Genomic DNA, 18188 nt, shown 5'->3' with positions numbered 1-18188 from the left:
CGTGACCGACTAGCTGGCAGGGCGTCCGATTAGCAGGACGTCCTGCCTTGGCGATCGACCAAGCGGGGTTGGTCTGCTTTACTTGCGGCCCTCGATCGCAGTTGTCCACCTTTTCCCGAGCGCCGGTTTGTGGCCTGCGCCGGCCTTTCTTGCCACCTACCGTCTGGATGATCAGCAACCGGACCTGGTGAAAGCTCCCCCCCCCCCCAGATGAGGCGAGCCTGCTCTATTATCTTTGATTCAATGGTATGAATTATTTATTATTACTATAATCGCTAATAATTAAAAAGAATTAACTGCTATTGTTCATCCGTCAACGTCTCGCTTTCGGACTTCACAGCGCCCTGCTTCTGGCAATGCTGGGCGCCGTTCCGGCGATTGAGGCGACGGCGAGCGGGAGCGGCCGCAATGCGGGCTCCGGGAGCCTTGAGACCCTGCATCGCTCCGCAACGCAGGGCGAACAAGCGCGCGAATTCGGCGACTGGGAGCAGCGCCTTGCCCGCGAAGTGATCGCCACGGGGCAGATGCTGGAGGGGGATCCGCGTCTGGAAGATCTGGTGTCGCTCCTGGCCCAACGCGGCCGGGCGCTGTTTTCCCACGAAGGGCAGCTGACGCAGGAATGGGTGCGGCAGCAACTGCAGGAAGCGTTGCCGCAGATCGGCAACGATATGGCATCAGCGGCAATGAACGCCGCAACCCGTGAACTCGCCCGCGGCAGCGTTGGCCTCGCGAAGGGGTTCGCGCAGACCATGACCGGGCTGTCCGGCGACGGAAATCTCGACTCCGGTCTGAAGACGGCCGCCCTGCGCGGCGGCCTGGAAGGTCTCAAGGCGGGCGTTGCCGCAAGTGACGTGGTTGCACTGAACCGGATGGAGCTGGAATACAGCCTCAGCGAAGCCGGAGTTGACAGCTATTCCATCCTGACGATCCAGCCGATATGGAGCAGCCCCGATCTGCACCACAACGTCTTTGTTCAGGCCTCCTTTGCCAACAAGGACGTGGAAGACCTCGGGGCCAGTACAAGCGACCAACGCAACACGGCGAATGCCGGCGTGGCTTACCGCTACGTTACGCCGGACGAGCAGCATATGTTCGGTGCCAACGTGTTCTTCGACCACCAATGGCCCTATCATCACACCCGCATGTCGCTGGGCGTGGACTACAAGACCAGCTTCTACGGGGTGAGTTTCAACACATATTTTGGGCGGTCCGGCTGGCGCAGCCGGGGCGACGGCTACCAGGAAAAAGCGCTGGGCGGATCGGACATCGAAGTCTCCGGCCGCGTGCCGCAAATGCCGCAATGGGAGATCTTCGCAAAAGGCTATCACTCGAGCCAGGAAAAGACCGCCGTCATGAACCCCGACGGCGATGATATCTGGGGCTATCAGGTTGCGGCGGAATACGCGCCGATCAATGGGATAACGCTGCGCGCCTCGGCCACCAAAGACAATGAGATGTCGGATGTTGAAGGAGCGATCGCCCTGCGACTGACCTACCGATTCGGGCAAGGCTTCGAGGATTGGTGGGAGCAGCCCTCCTATAATCTCGCCACCGTCCTCGACCGGCGCTTCGACAAGGTGCGCCGGACCAACGAGATCCGCGTGCAGGTGCGCCAAGTCAGCGGCGCTTTGTCCGGCAACGTTCCGGCTGTCAGCATGCTCGGCCTGACGGGATGTCCCGAGGGAAATTTGTCCGTCCCCACAAACTCGGCTTGCGCCCGCCTCTTCGGCGATGATCCCACCGACATCAACGACGTCATGATCTATGCTGGGGATGTGCCGGGCACCACGACGGACTTCTTTGTCCGTAGATGCGATTTGGGTCAGGACTACGACCCCGTGGACGACCGCTGCGAAAGCGGAGGCGGGGATCCGAATACCAGAGACAAAATGCAATGGAAGGATAGCAATACAGTCTCTGACACGACGAATTTCGGAACGGGCACGGCCTGGACGAATGTGAATGCCACGGACGGACCGGGTAATACGGCAATGCTTGTGGCCGATGTTTCTGGTGCGCATCCAGCGGCGGAAGCCTGTAATACTTTGCCGGGCGGCGGCTGGTATCTTCCGGCGATTTCGGAGCTGGATGTGATCTATGCCAACTTGAATGCTACGGACGATCCTGACCATCCGCTGCCGACTGTGAATGGTGCAACAGATGATGACAACAGCGGCACAACTGGCCTATTGCGTAATAGCTTCGATATTAGCGGACAATATTACTGGTCATCCTCGGAGGGCACTAGCAGCGTCGCATGGCTGCAGAGATTCAGTGACGGTACCCAGAGCTATTACGGTAAGGCGACTAACCGCAACATTCGGTGTGCCCGCCGGTAAGCTATCCTCGTCGTCGCTAAGACTATTACGCAAGATGTGTGCTGTCATACAGCACCTTTCTCTCATTCCGCTTCACGCAGTTCGGCAAGGACCCCCCCTTTGGCCGCGTGCGCACGGCCAAGTGCCGTTCCTTTGAAGTGTCTTGGAATCGCGGCAAACGGGCAGGTCTCGTTGCAAAGCGCCCCAGCTTTCTTTTCCACCGCACGTCTAACCGGTTGTGATCCGGCGTTTGCGCGAAGCCATGGCGCCCAGGGAGATCCCGGGGTCCGCATTCCCGTTCGGGTCGGCGGATGATGTCCGCCACGCCGGTGACCCGTGATGCTTTATGGGCGGGGCCGAAAACGTCCCGGCTGCAATTCCTGACAGTCTCCTGACAGGGGGTCCGGCTGCGGGTGCGGCCGAATGGTCGGGGTGGCGTGTCAGGCACTCCGGCGGCGGATGTCTTTGTCTCCCCGGTCCGTCCTCCGTCTCTCCGGTCAAGACGCCCGCATGTCTTTCGGCCTTGCCCCCAGATGGCAGCTCTGACCGGGGCCGCCGCCCGGTCGCAACGGCTGCGCCGTCCTCCTCTCACGTTGCGGTCCTTCGGATGCGCCGGCCGGCTCTGAGGCCCCGGTTTGTACGAGGCCATCGCAAGGCCGTTCGAAAGGCGGGCGGCCAGAGAGACCCAAGGAGGACAGACCGATGACAAAGACGACCAAACCCCGCACCGACGTGCACGCCACCATCACCAACACGATCGTGGCCGCGATCGAAGCCGGAACCGAGGCCTGGCAGATGCCCTGGCATCGCGCAGGCGGAGCCCTCTCCCGTCCGGTGAACATCGCCACCGGGAAACCCTACCGCGGCATCAACATCCTCGCCCTGTGGGTGGCAGCCCAGACACGCGGCTTCTCCCGGCCCGAATGGGGCACCTACCGCCAGTGGACCGCCAAGGGCGCCCAGGTGCGCAAGGGTGAGAAAGGCACCACGACGGTGTTCTACAAGGACCTCACCGTCGAGCCCGACGATGCCGCCAACCAGCTTGACACCACATCCCCCGAGCGCCGATGCGTGGCCCGCGCCAACATCGTCTTCAACGCCGACCAGGTGGACGGATGGGAGCCGGCCCCGGCTGAAGTGCCCTCAGTTGAGACAAACTTCACGCCGGTCGCAGACGCCGAGGCCTTCGTCGCGGCCACCGGTGCCGACATCCGTCACGGAGGCGAGGCAGCCTTCTACCGGCCCGCGAGCGATCACATCCAGATGCCGCCGAAGGAGGCCTTCCGCGGCAGCCCGACCAGCACGCCCGCCGAGGCCTACTACTCCACCCTCTGTCACGAGCTGGTGCACTGGAGTGGTGTCCCCCACCGTCTGGACCGGATCCTCAAGACCCGCTTCGGCAGCGAAGCCTATGCCGCCGAGGAGCTCGTCGCCGAGCTCGGAGCCGCCTTTCTCTGCGCAGACCTCGAGATCAGTCTGGACCCCCGTCCCGATCACGCAGCCTACGTCGCCACCTGGCTCAAGGTCCTCAAGAACGACACCCGCGCCATCTTCACCGCAGCCTCCAAGGCCCAGCAGGCCGTGCAGTTCCTGCACGGCCTCGGGGAGGAGGACGACGCGTCGGGAGAGGCGGAGGCGGCCACCGAACAGGTGGCCGCGTAACTGAACCGCCGAGCGCTCTTCTTTGGTGATTGTCTCGCGCGTCATGCCGACGAACTCCTCACTATAGAGAGCTTCGTCGAATGGTGCTGTCGGGGCCAGCAACTCGTGCATCGGACGACCCGAGCTCTCCGCATAGACCAGGAACACGCGGAACAGATCGTGACTGATGCATTCGTTGTCGTACAGGAGTTTGACGTCGAAGAGGTAACGTGGGTGCTGGCGATCAAAAGTTGCGTGAAGCTTCCCGCCAAATAGATCCTCGAAGGCTCCTACGTTCATTTCAGCAAAACCGAACTGCTCTGTGACCGCGTTCGACGCCAGCATCGTCGTTGGCGTAAAGACCGTGCCCCGCATTACCGGCGAGGTCTCGATCTTGACCTGGGCGCGGCCGTCGCCAACCAGGATGCGGGTGTCGTTGTTGCCACCGCCGGCCACGCGTCTGGCCTGGATCCGCCGGTTGCGTTTGGTGATCGTCGCCATGATGCGATCGAGGGTGTCGTTGATGTCTGTCAGAGACGCCTTACGCGCGCCAATCGGCAGTAGGTGAGGTCAATGTCCACCGACAGTCGCGGCATCTCGCGATAGAACAGGTTGATGGCCGTGCCACCCTTCAGGGCGAACACGGCCTCTTTGGCGATGTCCGGCAATACGCTCAGAAGGAGCCGGACCTGATGCACATAGCGATCAAGCATCCGCGCCGGCCTCTGCATCCTTTGCAGGCACGAAGTCCCTCGGCACGGCGATCCGATAAGTCGGATGGAGCTTGCCGCCCGCGACCAGCGCCCGCGGTCCGGAGCCAAGATCGATTGTTTCGATGTCCAGGTGCTTGCGCCAGGCGTGCCGATGGCGGTCGGCAAAAACGAAGAACAGGCGCCGGACCTTCACGCTCCGGCAGGCTATGAGCAACGCCATCAGTTGCCTTGGTCGCAGCCCGGTCAGGCTCTCGAAGATCCTGTCCAGAGCCTCGAAACTGGCCTCGTCGATCACTTCGTCGAGGGCTTCGAGAATGGCCCGCTCCGGCGCCGATGTCGTCAGGGGCCAGCGCCAGACGTTCACCGCCGGGCTGTCTTCATGAGCATCCCGGTCGGCGTCGACCATGCCCGTCGGGTCATCGCCGAATAGGGTACGCCGATGCAGCACGATCTTTCCGTGGCACGGCAGCCGCGTCAGCCAGCTCGGCACATCACCATAGAGATGGAGGCGCGGCGTCCCGCCGAGAGAGAGGTAATGCGCATGGCCAGCCAGCTCGAGCGCGCTCACCCCGCCCAGGTGAATGTCATGTTTCATGATCTGTTGGAGGGACAGCAAGACAGTGTCCCAGGGAACCGTGGACTGCGGGCTGACACCGTCGGGCAAGGGGCGGCGGTAGACGCCCCGGACGACGCGCTGCAGCCAGCCGCGCGCGACGTAGTCGTGGATCGACTTGGCGTCGATCCCCTGGGCCCTGAGCCAGCGTGTGTCCACCAGGAATCCAGGCGGTACCTTGTCCAGAAGGGGCTTTAAGCGTGGCTGTCTTTGAGGGTGCATAGCCATCAAAATGGCATGCTTTCAAAGTCCCGTCATCAGACTATTTACTCTACATCGATTTTCATGGTTCTAAACCATGAAAATCGGAATAGCGGAAATTTTCCCGGCGTGTTCGAGCTCCGACTGATGCGCATGGCGCATGGCCGTGGACACGCCAGCCTCAATCCAGACGCCTTCAACACCGACAGGTTGCAATCGTCTGGCTATGGCCCATCAGGTAGCCTAGGTTTCTGATCACGCGCCGCCACCCCGCAACCGTGAACCCGAGTGTATTTCGACATCCAGAATTTCCGTGCCGATTCACAATCTGGATCAAACATTCAGATGTTGGCAGGTTCTCCAGCATCTGCACCGGCGCGCCAGCGAGTGTTGGCAGTCCTGGTATCAATTGGTCATTTCGCCGCGCACTTTCAAAGCGGGAACTCATCTTCGCTTCCCCGGCTTTCATTGCTGCAGCAACCGAGGGACGCGTCGGCCTTCTGCCCAACCCCCTCTAGGTGACAATTGCTCGTCGCGCCTGTCTTCAGGCGACGAAAGCTGTGCGGTGCGCCGGCATGTAACTGGCATGTCCACTTCTTTTGGCGAGACGGGAAGCAGGATTGAGGGCGTTGAAACGGTTGAGGTGTAGAGCAGGGCAGGATCTTTCGATCGTTTGCCAGGCCGGAGTGGGCCTGGCTCTTGCGGTCCTGACACTCTTTGCCAGTGCGAACGCGAGCCTCGCCGTTGAGTTGACTGAGGCTGAGCGGCAGTGGATTGCCGATCATCCCACCGCTACCGTGGGCGTGGTCGCGGACAACGAGCCGTATTCCTTTTTCCGCAACGGCAGCATGATGGGCTGGACGCTCGATGTCCTCGATCGCATCGAGGTCGAGACCGGCATCAACCTCGTGCCGCGCATGGGTGCCTGGCCCGAGATCTACGGTACGTTCCGCGCCGGCGCGCTCGACGTCATCGCGGACATTTCGTTGACGGACGCGCGGCAGCCCCTCATCGCCTTCACGGATGCCTATCACCAGCGCCGCACGGTGGTGTTCCAGAACGTCGACTACCCGCTGGCTCTCCCCGTAAGCGTGAAGGGCCTCACTGAAAAGCGCATCGGCATCGTCAAGGACATCTACTACGCCGGCGCTTTGCGTGAGGCGGGCATCGAGCCGGTGGAGTACGACACTTATCGTGACCTGATGGCCGCCCTCGCTTTCGGCTGGGTCGATGCCGTGATCGCAGCCGAGATGACTGGCAACTTCTTCGCGCGTGAGAATGGCTTCTCCAACGTCGCCTCGGTGGGCGCGGTTCCGGTGGCCGGAGTGTCGCTGGAAGACTTTCGCCTGGGTGTGCTCAAGGTCGATGGCGACCAGAACCGGGCGGTGCTCCATGCCATCCTCGCAAAGGCTGTGGCCGCACTGCCGACCGAGGAATTGGCAGCCATCACCGAGCGCTGGCTCAGCTATCGGAGCAGCAGAGCCCTGCCGGTCGGCGGTCCGCTCCGTCTCCTGCCGGAGGAGCAGGCGTTCGTCGCAAACACTCCGCCCCTGAAGGTCGGGTTCATCAGCGACTACGAGCCGTTCAGCTTCCTGGAGGACGGCAAGGGACAGGGACTGGCGGTCGATCTGGCCCACGTGATCTCTGCGTCCACCGGCCTCGCCATGATCCCGATCTACGACAACTGGTCGAACCTGTTAGACGCCTTTCGGGCCGGCGAGATCGATATCATCAGCAACATCTCCCGCACCAACCAGCGCGAGGTCTACACGCTGTTCTCGCGCGAATACCATCGCATTCCGAACGCGGTGTTCGTGCGCTCCGGTTTTGGACCCTATCGCGGACTGGAGTCGCTGGAAGGCCGGAGTGTGGGCATTGGCCGAGGCATCTACTATGCGGACGCGCTGGAGGCGCGGCTGAAGGAGGTGCGGGGCTATTCCACCCAGGAAGAGATCCTCGAGGCACTCGCGGATGGTGAGGTGGACGCAGCCATCATGGCGCTGTCGAACGGCAACGCGATCGTCCGACGCTTGGGGCTGATCAACATCGAGATCGGCGGGGAATTCCTGATGGAAGGCGTCGAGCGGGAGGACCTGAGATTCGGCGTGTCGCCCCGCTACCCGTACGCCCGCAGCATCATCGATCGGGCGATGAACGCGATGTCGACGGCCAGCTGGAACGAGCTCGAGACGCGGTGGCTTGGGCCCCCGCTCGCAGGCGTCGCGCGAAACCGCCCGGTGCTGACGACGGTAGAGCGCGACTATCTAGACGCCAAAGGGGTCCTCAAGGTCTGTGTCGAACCGCTTACCCCTCCCTATACGGCGGTCGACGAGGACGGCAATTTTACCGGGGTCGCAGCGGAAGTGATGGAGAGGCTGGCCAAGCAGGGCGGCTTCTCCTGGCAGGTCGTGCCGGTGCCGATCTGGAGCGCCGGCCTGCAGAAAGCGCAGGACTATGAGTGCGATGTGCTTCCCTTTGTCACCGACAGCATTGGCCAGGATGACCAGTGGACCTTCACGCTGCCCTATCTCGTTTTGCCGATGGCGGTGGCAAGCTCACTTGACGCACCGATCGTCGACCGAATGAGCGAACTCGCCGGCAAGCGGGTGGGCGTGGCGCCTGGCGAAAGTCCAATCCGGGTGCTGGAACGACGCTATCCCGACGTGATCCTCGTGGAAGTAACCAATGAGGCGGAAGCGCTCGACGGTGTGCGGACGGGAAAGATCGACGCCGCGCTCGGGACGTTGCCGAGCCTGGGCTACCTGCTCGCTTCGGAGCGTCTTTATGACGTCAAGATCGCCGGCCGGATCGCCGAAGACTGGCGAGCGTCGATTGCGACGCGGGCTGACGAGCCCATGCTCGCCGCCATCTTCTCAAAGCTCGTTGGCGGGCTCGACGCGGAGGATGTGCAGGCGATGCTGACCCAGCAGATGCTGGTCAGGATCGACGAGAGAGCCGACTATACGCGTCTCCTGGTACTTGGCGGAGCGGCCCTGCTGGTCCTGGCTCTCGTCGTCTACTGGAACCGCAAGCTGAAGCGTTTGAATATCGCCCTGGAGCGGGCCAATCAGAAGCTGCAGGACGTCAGCATCACTGACGCGTTGACCGGCCTCTACAACCGCCGCCAGTTCGACGCGCGGATCGCAGAGGAGTTCGGCCTGTGCCAGCGCAACGGCTGGCTATTTTCAGTGGCGATGGTCGACGTCGACCACTTCAAGCGGGTCAATGACGAGAGGGGGCATGTCTTCGGCGACCAGTGCCTGCGCCACATCGCCGAACTGGCGCGCACCGTTTTCGGACGCGAAGGCGACGTCCTGGGGCGCTACGGCGGAGAGGAATACATCGTCTTCACCCCCGGCGGTTCAAGCGAGGATTTCTTCGAACGCCTGGAGGAACTGCGCAGGCTCGTGGCGCAAAAATCATTCCAAAGCGCTGACCAGACGTGGCATTTGACGATCAGCGCCGGTGGTCATGCAGCGGTCCCCCGGCCCGATGAAACGCCAAGCGATTTTGTCCGCCGCGCCGACGCGCGGCTCTATGAGGCCAAACAGAGTGGCCGCAATCACGTCGTCGCAGCTGCGCGTCCCGAGGAAGAGACCGGAGAGGATCCGATGCCAGATGCGTGACGCCGTGAGAGGCGCCGGCGCTCGGATGGCAAGCTTGCATCCTGCGTGGTGGCAGCCCGCCCTGTCGCGGCTCCACTGGCGAGACCAGCGTCGTTGCGCTCGTGCGGTTGCGAACAGGCCCGCGGCAGGGGCCGGATGCAGCATTGTCTGAGTTCCTCTGGCCGCTGCTCGTCAGGTTGCTTAGGGGGGCCCCAGATTCCGTCCGCCACCCTCGTGGGCGGAGCAGGTTCGCATTTCTGAATGTTTGCCACCTGGGCCAAACGGTTACTTGCCGGATGTCGCCACAGCCACTGGCCAGGTGAACAAGGGCCCGGTTGCCATGGCTCCTTTCGCCAGGCGCATTGTCGCTCCCTGCGCCCTTTCCTTTGCATGGCGGACCTGACCCCGGCGCCGTGCCCGGCAACGGCGTGCTTCGACTTTTCTCCCCTGACCTCCGGTCATTCCGCGCGGAACAGATAAGTCGGCGCGTGCCGTCGTCCGCTTCGCTTCCGCCCTTCCGGTGCAGGGCCCGGCCTCAACCGGGGCCGACGGTAAGCCATGGAAAGGTCGCGAGGAGCGCGGCCTCAAACACACCGAAAGGAGAAAGACATGGCAACCATTGGAACCTTCACCAAGACCGAGCGCGGCTACACCGGCGACATCCAGACCCTGACCTTCAAGGCGAAGGTGGCGCTGACGCCCACCAAGAGCGGCGGCGAGACCGCTCCGGACTTCCGGGTGACGGCGGGCCCCGCCGAGATCGGCGCGGCCTGGACCCGCACCAGCGAGGCGGGCAACAGCTACCTCGCCGTGAAGCTGGACGACCCGAGCTTTCCGGCACCAGTCTACGCCAACCTCATCGAGCGAAACGGCAAGCAGCTCCTGATCTGGACCCGCTGACGACAATCGGCCCCGCCCTCACGGCGGGGTCGGCTGCTGTCTCAAAACGCGGAAGGTCAAGCGCCGGCAAGAATGAGCAGCGGGAGACCGCAGCGCACGATGGGCTCGCTTTATGAGGTCGGCGTACCGATCGCCGACGTCGGCGGTCGGTACGTTTGTTGAAAACGGAATGCCGTGCGCTAATCTCGTTTGCCTGCGTGCTTCGTCATGGCGCCACAGCGGTGGCGAAGATAGTTTTGAGACGCGGTCGTCGCAGCGGCCTGCCGCAACCCCGAGGGACGAAAGTGGCAAATGCCGCAGCACGCACGAAAATGCCCGAAAGAGGCATGACCGACCTCCTCATTCCAAGGGCGGAGGAATTCCGGGCGGAGGATATCGTCACGCGTGCTCTCGAAGTGATCCGCAAACACCTCGCGATGGATATCGCCTACGTCTCGGAGTTCGTAGGCGACAGATCGGTGTTCCGAAAGGTCGACGCGCCCGGACTGGACGACTTGATCAAGGTCGGCGATTCGCAGTCCCTCGACGATGTCTATTGCCGACACATTCTGGCAGGCACTTTGCCCGAGCTCATTCCGGACACGTCCGCCAACGCGTTCGCGCGCCAATTGCCCATCACCCAGGCGGTTCCCATCGGTGCGCACCTGAGCGTCCCGATCCGTCTGTCTGACGGCACCTGCTACGGCATGTTCTGTTGCCTAAGCTTCGCGCCAGACCGGTCCCTCAACGAACGCGACCACCGGACGGTGAGCGCCTTTGCCGAGCTGGCTGCTTTCGAGATCGGTCGGGACGCAGAAGCGAAGCGGCAGGCGCAGGAGAAGCGCGCCCGGATCGAGACCGTGCTCGAAGAGGGTCTGTTCGAGATGGTCTACCAGCCCGTGGTGGACATCCACACTGAACGAACAGTTGGCTTCGAGGCGCTGTGCCGGATTCGCGCCGAGCCGCTTCGAACGCCCGATCTGTGGTTCGCCGAGGCCGACGCGGTGAACCTCCGCGAGGCCTTCGAGCTTGCCGCGATCCGCAAGGCCACATCCGAGCTTTCCACGCTCCCCGACGATGCGTTCCTCGCTGTCAACGTATCGCCGGCGACGGTGTTGGCGCCTGACCTGGAAGCCGCGCTGCGCGGGCTGCGCCACGAACGGATCGTCCTTGAGCTCACCGAGCAGACGCTGATCGCGGACTACGATGCTATCCGGGGTGCGTTGGCACCGCTGCGCGCGCTGGGGGTGCGCATAGCCATCGACGACGCAGGCGCCGGCTATTCGAGCCTTCGGCACATCTTCCAGCTGGAGCCGAACTTGATCAAGTTCGACCTAAGTCTGACCCGCGGGATCGACACCGATCCGGTCCGACAGGCCATGATCGCAGCGCTCGTCGGCTTCGCGAAGGAGACGGGGAGCTCGATCATCGCGGAGGGCGTGGAAACCGGCGCCGAACTCGACTGCCTACGCAGGCTGCGTGTTGGCTTCGCCCAAGGATACCATCTCGGCCGCCCCGCGCCGTTGGAACGAGCCTAGGCGCTTCCCTTCCACCCGTTCTCGGACGGGTCCGCAAACCGCTTCGTTGGGGCAACCCCGTCTCCCAGACATCCGAGCTGCGGGAGCCGTTCGGCTTGGGCGAACGACGGGTTCCACCAGCATCTGGGCGCTGCCTTGCCATTCGTTTTGTTGACCCGCGTTGGCCATTGTGGGGACGGTACTGGACATTGTTGTCTGTATTCGTTAAGTATTGAATAAACTATTCGCGCCCGTATTGCGGTTTTTGTCCTGAGTTACCATAACAGGTTCAGGATAAACATCAGACGTATGCGGGAGGCAAGATGTACGTTGTCCCACATTTATTCGCATCACCTCGCCAGGAACTGGCTTCGGTGACGGCTCACAAACGGGCCAACCTGTTCGGCATTCGCCCCCTGACGGGGGCTCAAGCCGGGACAGGTCTTGCGGACCCTTGCGGTGTCCGGGAAGTGCGTCATGGGGCGTAGGGCGCTCGCCGCGGAGGCACGCCAGGCCGCCATCCTGGACGTGCGGCTGCCGGGTCCTCAGCGCGCCTTCATCGCGGAGTGCGCCGAGCGCGGCGGCATGGCGGTCGCGGACTATGTCCGCGCGGTCCTGGCCGGCGCGCGGCGCCGGCCATACCGGCGGCGGTTCGAGCGGCTGAAGACCGACGCGAAGATCCGGGTGCGGATGACGGCGGCTGAGCTGGACCGGCTTCGTGCGCTTGCGCGGGATCGCGGCATGAGCCTCGGTCGCTATGTGCGCCTGGTGCTGTCCGGTGCCCGGCCGCGGGGTCGGTCGGCAGCACCGCAGGCACTGAAGCAGGTCGTCTACGAGCTTCAGTCCATGGGGGCGAACTTCCGCCAGCTCGGGGCGAGCTTGGGTGATCCCGACTATCTGGAATGGCGCACCCATGTGGCGGTGATCCTCGTTCGTGATTGCGTTCGGGCGGTGGACCGAGCCGAGGCCATGGGTGTGCTGCTGGGTCCGATCAACCATGCCGGTCACCTGCTCAATGCGCTCGCCTACCGCGCCAATGCCGGCCATGCCGTGACCGAGGCCGAAGAGGCCGACGTGCTCGAGGCCGTGGCTACTGCTCTCAAGCCGCTCGAGGACTGCGTGTGGGCGACACCGTCATCTGAGCGCTGAGGCGGAGAGCTGTCATGCGGTTCAAGGTTGGCAAGCAACAGCCGGCGAGCTTCCGGGCGGCCGCCCTCTATCTGGCGGGCCAGACCCGCAAGCATCGCGAGGCCGAGCGGGCGCGCCAGTCGGAGCGCGGTGCGGGACGTTCGGGCGGACGGGGCGACGACGGTCGCCTTGGCGAGACGTCGAGCCCGGAAGCGCGTGGCGAGCGGGTGCTTTGGGTCGAGGAGCGTGGGCTCGGCACCACCGACCCGGACGAGGCTGCCCGTATCATGGCGATCACCGCCGAGCGGTCCCAGCGGGTGCGCCAGCCGGCGCTCCACTTCATCGTGGCGTTCGACCCGAAGGACGCCCGCCGTGGTCGCGTCGATGAGGACTCCATGCGGGAGATCGCCGGCGAACTCACCGAGAAACTCGGGCTGAACGACCATCAGATGCTGATCTACGCCCATGGCGACCGCAAGCATCCCCATCTCCACTTCCTGGTGAACCGGGTCCATCCCGAGACCGGCCGGGCCTGGAGCCAGCGCGACATCGGGCGCAGGCTCACCACGCTGTGCCGCGAGATCGCCGAGGCGCGCGGCCTCAATGCGCTCAAGGAGCGCAGCCGGGACCAGGAGCGCGGGAGAGACACCGACCGCACCGGACCCGTCTCCGATGGCGAATACCGCACCGCGCAGCGCGAGGGCCGGGAGCCGAAAGCGCCGTTCGACCGGGACGCGCTCGCGGACCTCAAGACCAGCCTCGCCCCTGCCTTCCGCGACGAGACGAGTTGGGCAAGCCTGAGTGGCCGGCTGGCCGCCCAGGGCCTTTATCTGCGCGCCAAGGGCCAGGGGCTGATCGTCACCGACGGCCGCGCCTATGCCAAGCTCTCTGAGCTCGGCAAGACCATCCGCCTGAAAGAGCTGGAGGCGCGCTTTGGCGAACGCTTCGCCGACTACTATGCGCGCGAGGCAAGAGGCCTGGTTGCCGAGCGCGAACGGGACCGATCGAATGCCGAACGGAGACCAGAGGATCGCTCGCACCAAGCCCGCACGGATCGTGACCACGTCGGGAGCGGGTCGACGGGCAACGTGCGCGGCGACCTCGACAGCCTCCACCGTGTTGAGGCCGCCGACTTCGAATACCGACGCTGGGCGCTCCTCGACGAGACGCTGGCGGCTTCGGAGCGCCAGATCCAACGGGCGGACCGCACGACGCGCAAGCGATCCTTCGAACTCGATCGCAATCGTGGCCGCGAAGTCGTGACCTACGACCGGATGCTCGTTCACATGAAGAGGCTCTTCGCCGACCCGGCCAAGGCCCACGCGCGCTGGACGGCGCTGGAGCGGGAGCTCGGCGTTGGTGACGCGGCCGAGCTGGTCGGCAAGAGGCCTGGTCTTCTCGGCAACCTGAGCCGGGACACGAAGGTGGGCCGCTCAGCCCGCCCCACGGCCAAGAGCTGGGAGGCCCTACAGAAGGCTCGGACCCGCTGGCGCGACGCCCAGGCGGAGCTGGAGGACACACGGTACAAGATGCAGCTGGCCCGCCACGCCGCCGACCGGGTGCGCTCGAACTTCCGCCACCTCCAGGCCCAGGTCGGCGAGCGCGCGCAGGTGAAGCGCTACCTCCGACGCTCGATCCGTCTGCGCGCCCGCGCCCTCGACCGGGTCAATCATCGCATGTTCGAGAAGAGCCGCCTTGCCGACGAACGCATCGAACAGCTCCATCGGGCGTGGACACGCCACCACGAGCAGGAGAGGAAACGCGAGCGCGAGAGGGGACGGTGAGCGTCAAACGCACCTCTATTCTTCAGGGCGTGTCTGATGATGTGACGAACAGGCTCCGGACTGGTATCTAAACCGATGGTTGCCAGCTCCCTGCCCGTGGTTGCGGACCTGCACTACCGCATGCTGTCGCGCGCTGGACGAGCTGTCTGGAAATCAACATGCGGGGGCATGCATGAACCAGTCCGAGATGGAAGCCATCCTGAAGCTCTATGAGGCGCATTTCGATCCAGCGGCCTACCAGGGCGCTGTCGATCGCTTCGGCAGTCGCTTTCAAGACGTTCGGCTTGGGCTACAGATCGAGGAAACCGCTCCCCGCCGGTTCTGCCTCGACAGCGTTTTCGCCAACAACGACGAGCGGGCATTTTCCGACTACATCGATGTGGCGCACCTCAATCCGATGGTCACGCCGGCGACCGTCGATCTGATGCGGTCTGGCCGGCTCTTCAGGAGTGAGCCGACCATCTCCCGCGCAGAGATCAAGAAAAGTGAGTTTTTCGACGTCTATCTGCGACCCCGCAATCGAATGGATTCGGCAATCGGATTCAATGTTTTTACCGGGCGAGGTACGACCGCCATGTTCACGGCCACGATCCCTGAAGCTCTCAGTGAAGCCGATCGGTCCGATCTTGCCGCCTCTATCGATCGCGTCCGTCCGTTTGTTCAGCGGTCGTTTCGCATGGTCCGCGACCTGATGCAGCGTACCGCCGTCGCACAGACCGATGATATCATCGATCGGGTTGGTACGCCGGTGGCGGTGTTCGATTCGGCACACAAGCTCATCGCCCAGAACGCGAAGGCCGAGGCCATGTTCCGCAGCGGCGGCGAGCTGTCGGTTTCAAGGCGCGGAGCCCTGGTCGCCCGGGAGAAGAGTTCGTCAGACCATCTTTATGCGGCGGCGGGCAGGGTCATGTCGCACTCACTACCTGTCGGTCCCGTTCGCATAGCGCGTCCAGCCCAGGTTCCGTTGATCCTCTACTTCGTGCCGACCGGCGGCGTTGGCCGCCTCAATCCGATGATTGAGCCCTTCAAGGAAGGGTTTCCAGCCTATCTTCTCTACGTCCTCGATCCGGAGGACGTGGATCCTGCTCCGATGGACATTCTGACCTCGGCACTTGGGCTGACGCCGGCCGAAGCACGGTTGGCGGAATCCCTCCACGGAGGCAGCACAGTCAGGGAGGCGGCGGAGCAATCGTCAACCGCCTATGCCACGGCACGCAATCAGCTGACGGCCATCACCCGCAAGCTCAACCTGAGCCGACAGTCGGAGCTGACAGGACTCCTCGCCCGCATTATGGCGCGGGTGCCGCGATAGACCGGCGACCAGCCGCCAACAGCAGTGGCAGGATTAAAAAAGATCGACCACATTGGTGAGATCGAGAACGATCAGCACGCCGCCGGCGAAGGCGGCGAACTCGATGCACATCCGGATCGTCACGATCACCCGGGTGATGTTGTCCATTGTCTGACGCCGAATGTGTTGTGGCCGAAAATGGGCGAACCCTCACTACTCTTGGGGGATGCTGCCGCGTGCGCATGATGCAAATGCTCTATCCGCCGGACGGTTTCGGTCAGTTTCCGGCTTTGGAAGGGCAATCGGCCGGGTAAGTTGCGCTCTTCCCTCCGCCTTGTCGCAAAGAGCCAATCAGCTTGAGGCGGCTGCACTCATGCGGCGTCTGCTGCGCACCCGGCGAAGTGCCCCTATCTCGCGTTTTGATCCGCCGGCCTGCCCCAGAACGCGACCTGCTCGGCCCGGTCCGTCCAGCCGACAACGAAGCGCAGGGTCCGCTCGCCCTGATTGGTGATCGCGATCGCCGTGCAGTGGCGGAGCTCGGTGCCATTGGCGATGCTCGATACCTCCCTGATGGAATGGAGGCCGAAGACTTCGAGATCGTCGTTCTCGGCAGCGTAGCCGGTCTGGACGATGCGCCGGCCCGCGTCGGCGTTGCAGGCCGGCAGCTTCGGTGGCGGTTTGGCCGTGGCCAGTCCGATCGTTACGCCGAAGACGGCGGCCGCAACCGCGATCATCGTGAACAGCTGCCAGGTGGCGGCGGTGTTTGGGTTGGTGTTCGGGTCCATGGCGGTCTCTCCCTATCTTGCTTTCTGGTTTTCTAGTTGCCGTGCTTTCGTCCGCCGCTCGGCGAGCGCCTCGCGGGCGCGGAACGGCTCCTCGGCGAACCAGCGGATCTTGCGCGACCGGATCGGCGGGCAGGCCTGGACGAAGAGAAGCTGGTGCGTGATCGGCATGGCCATGACCTCGTCCGGGGTCATCAGCTTGCGCGCCTGCAGTCCTTCGCTCGTCGAAAAGTGGTTGGGCAACAGCGACAGCGGTCCGGCTGTCGCCCGACTGATGCTGGGAGCGACCACCGTGCGCGTGCCGAGCATGTTGGAGAGCTCGGCAGCGGTCGCGTAGTCGGTGACGTTGAAGGCCTGGCGCACCGCGCAGTTGGCGATCATGGAGCGCCAGCGCGGGTAGATCTGCATCAGTTGGTCGAGATCCTGGAAGAACAGCCACAGGCTGGCGCCGTAGCCGGCCAGCCAACCGATGCCGGCCTCGATCGGCTCCATCCGGCCAAGGGCCGCTGTCTCGTCCAGGAAGAAGACGACGGGCTCGCGCCGGGCTGTCCGGGCGCGGGTGGTAGCGACCAGTGCCAATCCCACGAACAGACGCACGAAGGGGCGATAGGTCTCCAGGAGCTCCGGCGGCAGGATCAGATAGAGGCTCGTGGGTCTCCGTTTCAGATCCTCCATCATGAAGTCGGAGGCTTCGGTCGCCCGGGCAAGCAGCGGGCTCTTCCAGATCTTCATGTGGGTCTGGGCCGTGGAGATCACGGCGGAGCGTTCCCGGATCTCCTTCTGGGAGAAGCCCCGTGCCATGGCGACAATCCGGGCATGATCAAACGCGAGGATCTCCTCAAGAAGGTCCTCGAACCCATCCTGGTCGCGCATGAGAAGCGTCCAGACGTGGCTGAGCGTCCGCTCCACCCCGGTGCGGGCGTGAGCCACGTAGAGGAGCAGGCAGGTGATCAGCGCCTTGGCTTCGCTGTCCCAGAAGGTCTCTGGGCCGCTGGAGGTCACCAGCATCTCTGTGATGAGGGTGGCGTCGTCGATCTCTTCCGCCTCGCCGACCCGGATGAAGTCGACCGGATTGAACCGGGACGTCTCCACCTGCCGATCAAAAGGGGCGACGGCATGCACGCGGCCAATGCTCTCTCGAAAGGCAGCGCTCGCCGCATGGTTCTCGCCCTTCGGATCGATGACGAACACCGATCCCGGATGGTCGAGCAGGTTGGGAATGATGGATCCCGCGCCCTTGCCGGAACGGGTAGGCGCAAAGGTCAGCAAATGCCCCGGTCGGTCGAAGCGCAGGAACGTCCGCCCCAGCCGGCCGAGAATGAGGCCGCGGCGGCTGCGGAGGCCATGGACATCCAAGTCGCGCGTTGTGGCAAAGCGGGCCGAGCCATGGAGGGTGGCCCATTGTCGGTGTCTGCGAATTCGCAGCCACAGCCCGACAGCGACGACAAGGCCGATCAGAACCACCACCGGCACGAGGCCCCAGGCAAACACCAGGGCCAGGCCTGCGAGAGCCAGCAGGGTGCGGCCGAGAAGCCGCGCGGGGGCTCGCACAAGCAAAGCCCAGAGGAAGGCCAGAGCGCGCATCGGCGACGCCTCCTTCGTTTATTGCAACCACCTGCTTATGGGTGGCGGCACGAATGGAGGCGGCTTTTGCTTGCGGAAATGAGAGAACTGCGAGAGGCTTGAAGATGTTGCCAGCCGAATACAGGCGTCGCG

The 18188-nt window shown here is 63.7% G+C and carries 12 protein-coding genes and 1 pseudogene; 8 read left to right on the top strand and 5 right to left on the bottom strand.

Annotated elements, in window-relative coordinates:
• The first annotated feature begins 302 nt into the window (after nucleotides 1-302).
• On the top strand, nucleotides 303-2339 hold the full coding sequence (locus tag ACSSVZ_RS22680) for an inverse autotransporter beta domain-containing protein (protein WP_453973070.1): 2037 nt from the start codon (nucleotides 303-305) through the stop codon (nucleotides 2337-2339).
• A 681-nt stretch (nucleotides 2340-3020) separates the two neighbouring features.
• The gene (locus ACSSVZ_RS22675; RefSeq protein ID WP_453973069.1) at nucleotides 3021-3980 is read left to right on the top strand and encodes an ArdC family protein; all 960 of its coding nucleotides are present in this window, start codon (nucleotides 3021-3023) and stop codon (nucleotides 3978-3980) included.
• A gap of 99 nt (nucleotides 3981-4079) precedes the next feature.
• On the opposite strand, the pseudogene ACSSVZ_RS22670 reads toward ACSSVZ_RS22675, so the two are convergent.
• The 3 genes and pseudogenes from ACSSVZ_RS22670 to ACSSVZ_RS22660 form a co-directional block, all read right to left on the bottom strand.
• Nucleotides 4080-4460, bottom strand: a pseudogene (locus ACSSVZ_RS22670) (nucleotidyl transferase AbiEii/AbiGii toxin family protein); the annotation flags it as partial.
• A 29-nt stretch (nucleotides 4461-4489) separates the two neighbouring features.
• On the bottom strand, nucleotides 4490-4672 hold the full coding sequence (locus ACSSVZ_RS22665) for a nucleotidyl transferase AbiEii/AbiGii toxin family protein (RefSeq protein WP_453973068.1): 183 nt from the start codon (nucleotides 4670-4672) through the stop codon (nucleotides 4490-4492).
• The gene (locus ACSSVZ_RS22660) at nucleotides 4665-5507 is read right to left on the bottom strand and encodes a type IV toxin-antitoxin system AbiEi family antitoxin domain-containing protein (RefSeq protein ID WP_453973086.1); all 843 of its coding nucleotides are present in this window, start codon (nucleotides 5505-5507) and stop codon (nucleotides 4665-4667) included. Before ACSSVZ_RS22660 ends, ACSSVZ_RS22665 begins: the two co-directional genes overlap by 8 nt.
• Nucleotides 5508-6172: 665 nt before the next feature.
• Between ACSSVZ_RS22660 and ACSSVZ_RS22655 the strand changes: the two genes are divergently transcribed.
• The 6 genes from ACSSVZ_RS22655 to ACSSVZ_RS22630 all read left to right on the top strand — a co-directional run bounded on the left by ACSSVZ_RS22655 (nucleotide 6173) and on the right by ACSSVZ_RS22630 (nucleotide 15711).
• The gene (locus tag ACSSVZ_RS22655; protein ID WP_453973067.1) at nucleotides 6173-9112 is read left to right on the top strand and encodes a transporter substrate-binding domain-containing protein; all 2940 of its coding nucleotides are present in this window, start codon (nucleotides 6173-6175) and stop codon (nucleotides 9110-9112) included.
• Nucleotides 9113-9700: 588 nt separating this feature from the next.
• Nucleotides 9701-9991, top strand: a complete 291-nt coding sequence (locus ACSSVZ_RS22650; RefSeq protein WP_453973066.1) for a DUF736 domain-containing protein — start codon at nucleotides 9701-9703, stop codon at nucleotides 9989-9991.
• A gap of 326 nt (nucleotides 9992-10317) precedes the next feature.
• Nucleotides 10318-11508 (top strand): sensor domain-containing phosphodiesterase, encoded by a 1191-nt coding sequence (locus ACSSVZ_RS22645; protein WP_453973064.1) that lies wholly within the window; start codon nucleotides 10318-10320, stop codon nucleotides 11506-11508.
• Nucleotides 11509-11964: 456 nt separating this feature from the next.
• A complete protein-coding gene (locus ACSSVZ_RS22640) occupies nucleotides 11965-12636 on the top strand; it encodes a plasmid mobilization protein (RefSeq protein ID WP_453973063.1) in 672 nt (223 codons plus the stop codon).
• A gap of 14 nt (nucleotides 12637-12650) precedes the next feature.
• Complete coding sequence (locus tag ACSSVZ_RS22635) at nucleotides 12651-14399, top strand: relaxase/mobilization nuclease domain-containing protein (protein WP_453973062.1); 1749 nt, start codon at nucleotides 12651-12653, stop codon at nucleotides 14397-14399.
• 172 nt (nucleotides 14400-14571) lie between these two features.
• A complete protein-coding gene (locus tag ACSSVZ_RS22630; RefSeq protein ID WP_453973061.1) occupies nucleotides 14572-15711 on the top strand; it encodes a helix-turn-helix transcriptional regulator in 1140 nt (379 codons plus the stop codon).
• 386 nt (nucleotides 15712-16097) lie between these two features.
• Here ACSSVZ_RS22630 and ACSSVZ_RS22625 read toward each other — a convergent pair whose 3' ends face one another.
• The gene (locus ACSSVZ_RS22625; RefSeq protein ID WP_453973060.1) at nucleotides 16098-16475 is read right to left on the bottom strand and encodes a hypothetical protein; all 378 of its coding nucleotides are present in this window, start codon (nucleotides 16473-16475) and stop codon (nucleotides 16098-16100) included.
• Nucleotides 16476-16487: 12 nt separating this feature from the next.
• On the bottom strand, nucleotides 16488-18056 hold the full coding sequence (locus tag ACSSVZ_RS22620; protein WP_453973059.1) for a type IV secretory system conjugative DNA transfer family protein: 1569 nt from the start codon (nucleotides 18054-18056) through the stop codon (nucleotides 16488-16490).
• Between the last annotated feature and the right edge of the window lie 132 nt (nucleotides 18057-18188).

It is taken from the genome of Amorphus sp. MBR-141 (assembly GCF_053628695.1).
The sequence above is the reverse complement of the archived record's forward strand: the minus strand, read 5'-3'. Positions and strand labels throughout refer to the sequence as shown.

Excerpts from the sequence above, each read along its gene's own strand:
- ACSSVZ_RS22660 (WP_453973086.1), bottom strand. The coding sequence starts at position 5,507 with ATGCACCCTCAAAGACAGCCACGCTTAAAGCCCCTTCTGGACAAGGTA.
- ACSSVZ_RS22635 (WP_453973062.1), top strand. The coding sequence starts at position 12,651 with ATGCGGTTCAAGGTTGGCAAGCAACAGCCGGCGAGCTTCCGGGCGGCC.
- ACSSVZ_RS22625 (WP_453973060.1), bottom strand. The coding sequence starts at position 16,475 with ATGGACCCGAACACCAACCCAAACACCGCCGCCACCTGGCAGCTGTTC.
- ACSSVZ_RS22675 (WP_453973069.1), top strand. The coding sequence starts at position 3,021 with ATGACAAAGACGACCAAACCCCGCACCGACGTGCACGCCACCATCACC.
- ACSSVZ_RS22620 (WP_453973059.1), bottom strand. The coding sequence starts at position 18,056 with ATGCGCGCTCTGGCCTTCCTCTGGGCTTTGCTTGTGCGAGCCCCCGCG.
- ACSSVZ_RS22650 (WP_453973066.1), top strand. The coding sequence starts at position 9,701 with ATGGCAACCATTGGAACCTTCACCAAGACCGAGCGCGGCTACACCGGC.
- ACSSVZ_RS22640 (WP_453973063.1), top strand. The coding sequence starts at position 11,965 with ATGGGGCGTAGGGCGCTCGCCGCGGAGGCACGCCAGGCCGCCATCCTG.
- ACSSVZ_RS22665 (WP_453973068.1), bottom strand. The coding sequence starts at position 4,672 with ATGCTTGATCGCTATGTGCATCAGGTCCGGCTCCTTCTGAGCGTATTG.
- ACSSVZ_RS22630 (WP_453973061.1), top strand. The coding sequence starts at position 14,572 with ATGAACCAGTCCGAGATGGAAGCCATCCTGAAGCTCTATGAGGCGCAT.
- ACSSVZ_RS22645 (WP_453973064.1), top strand. The coding sequence starts at position 10,318 with ATGACCGACCTCCTCATTCCAAGGGCGGAGGAATTCCGGGCGGAGGAT.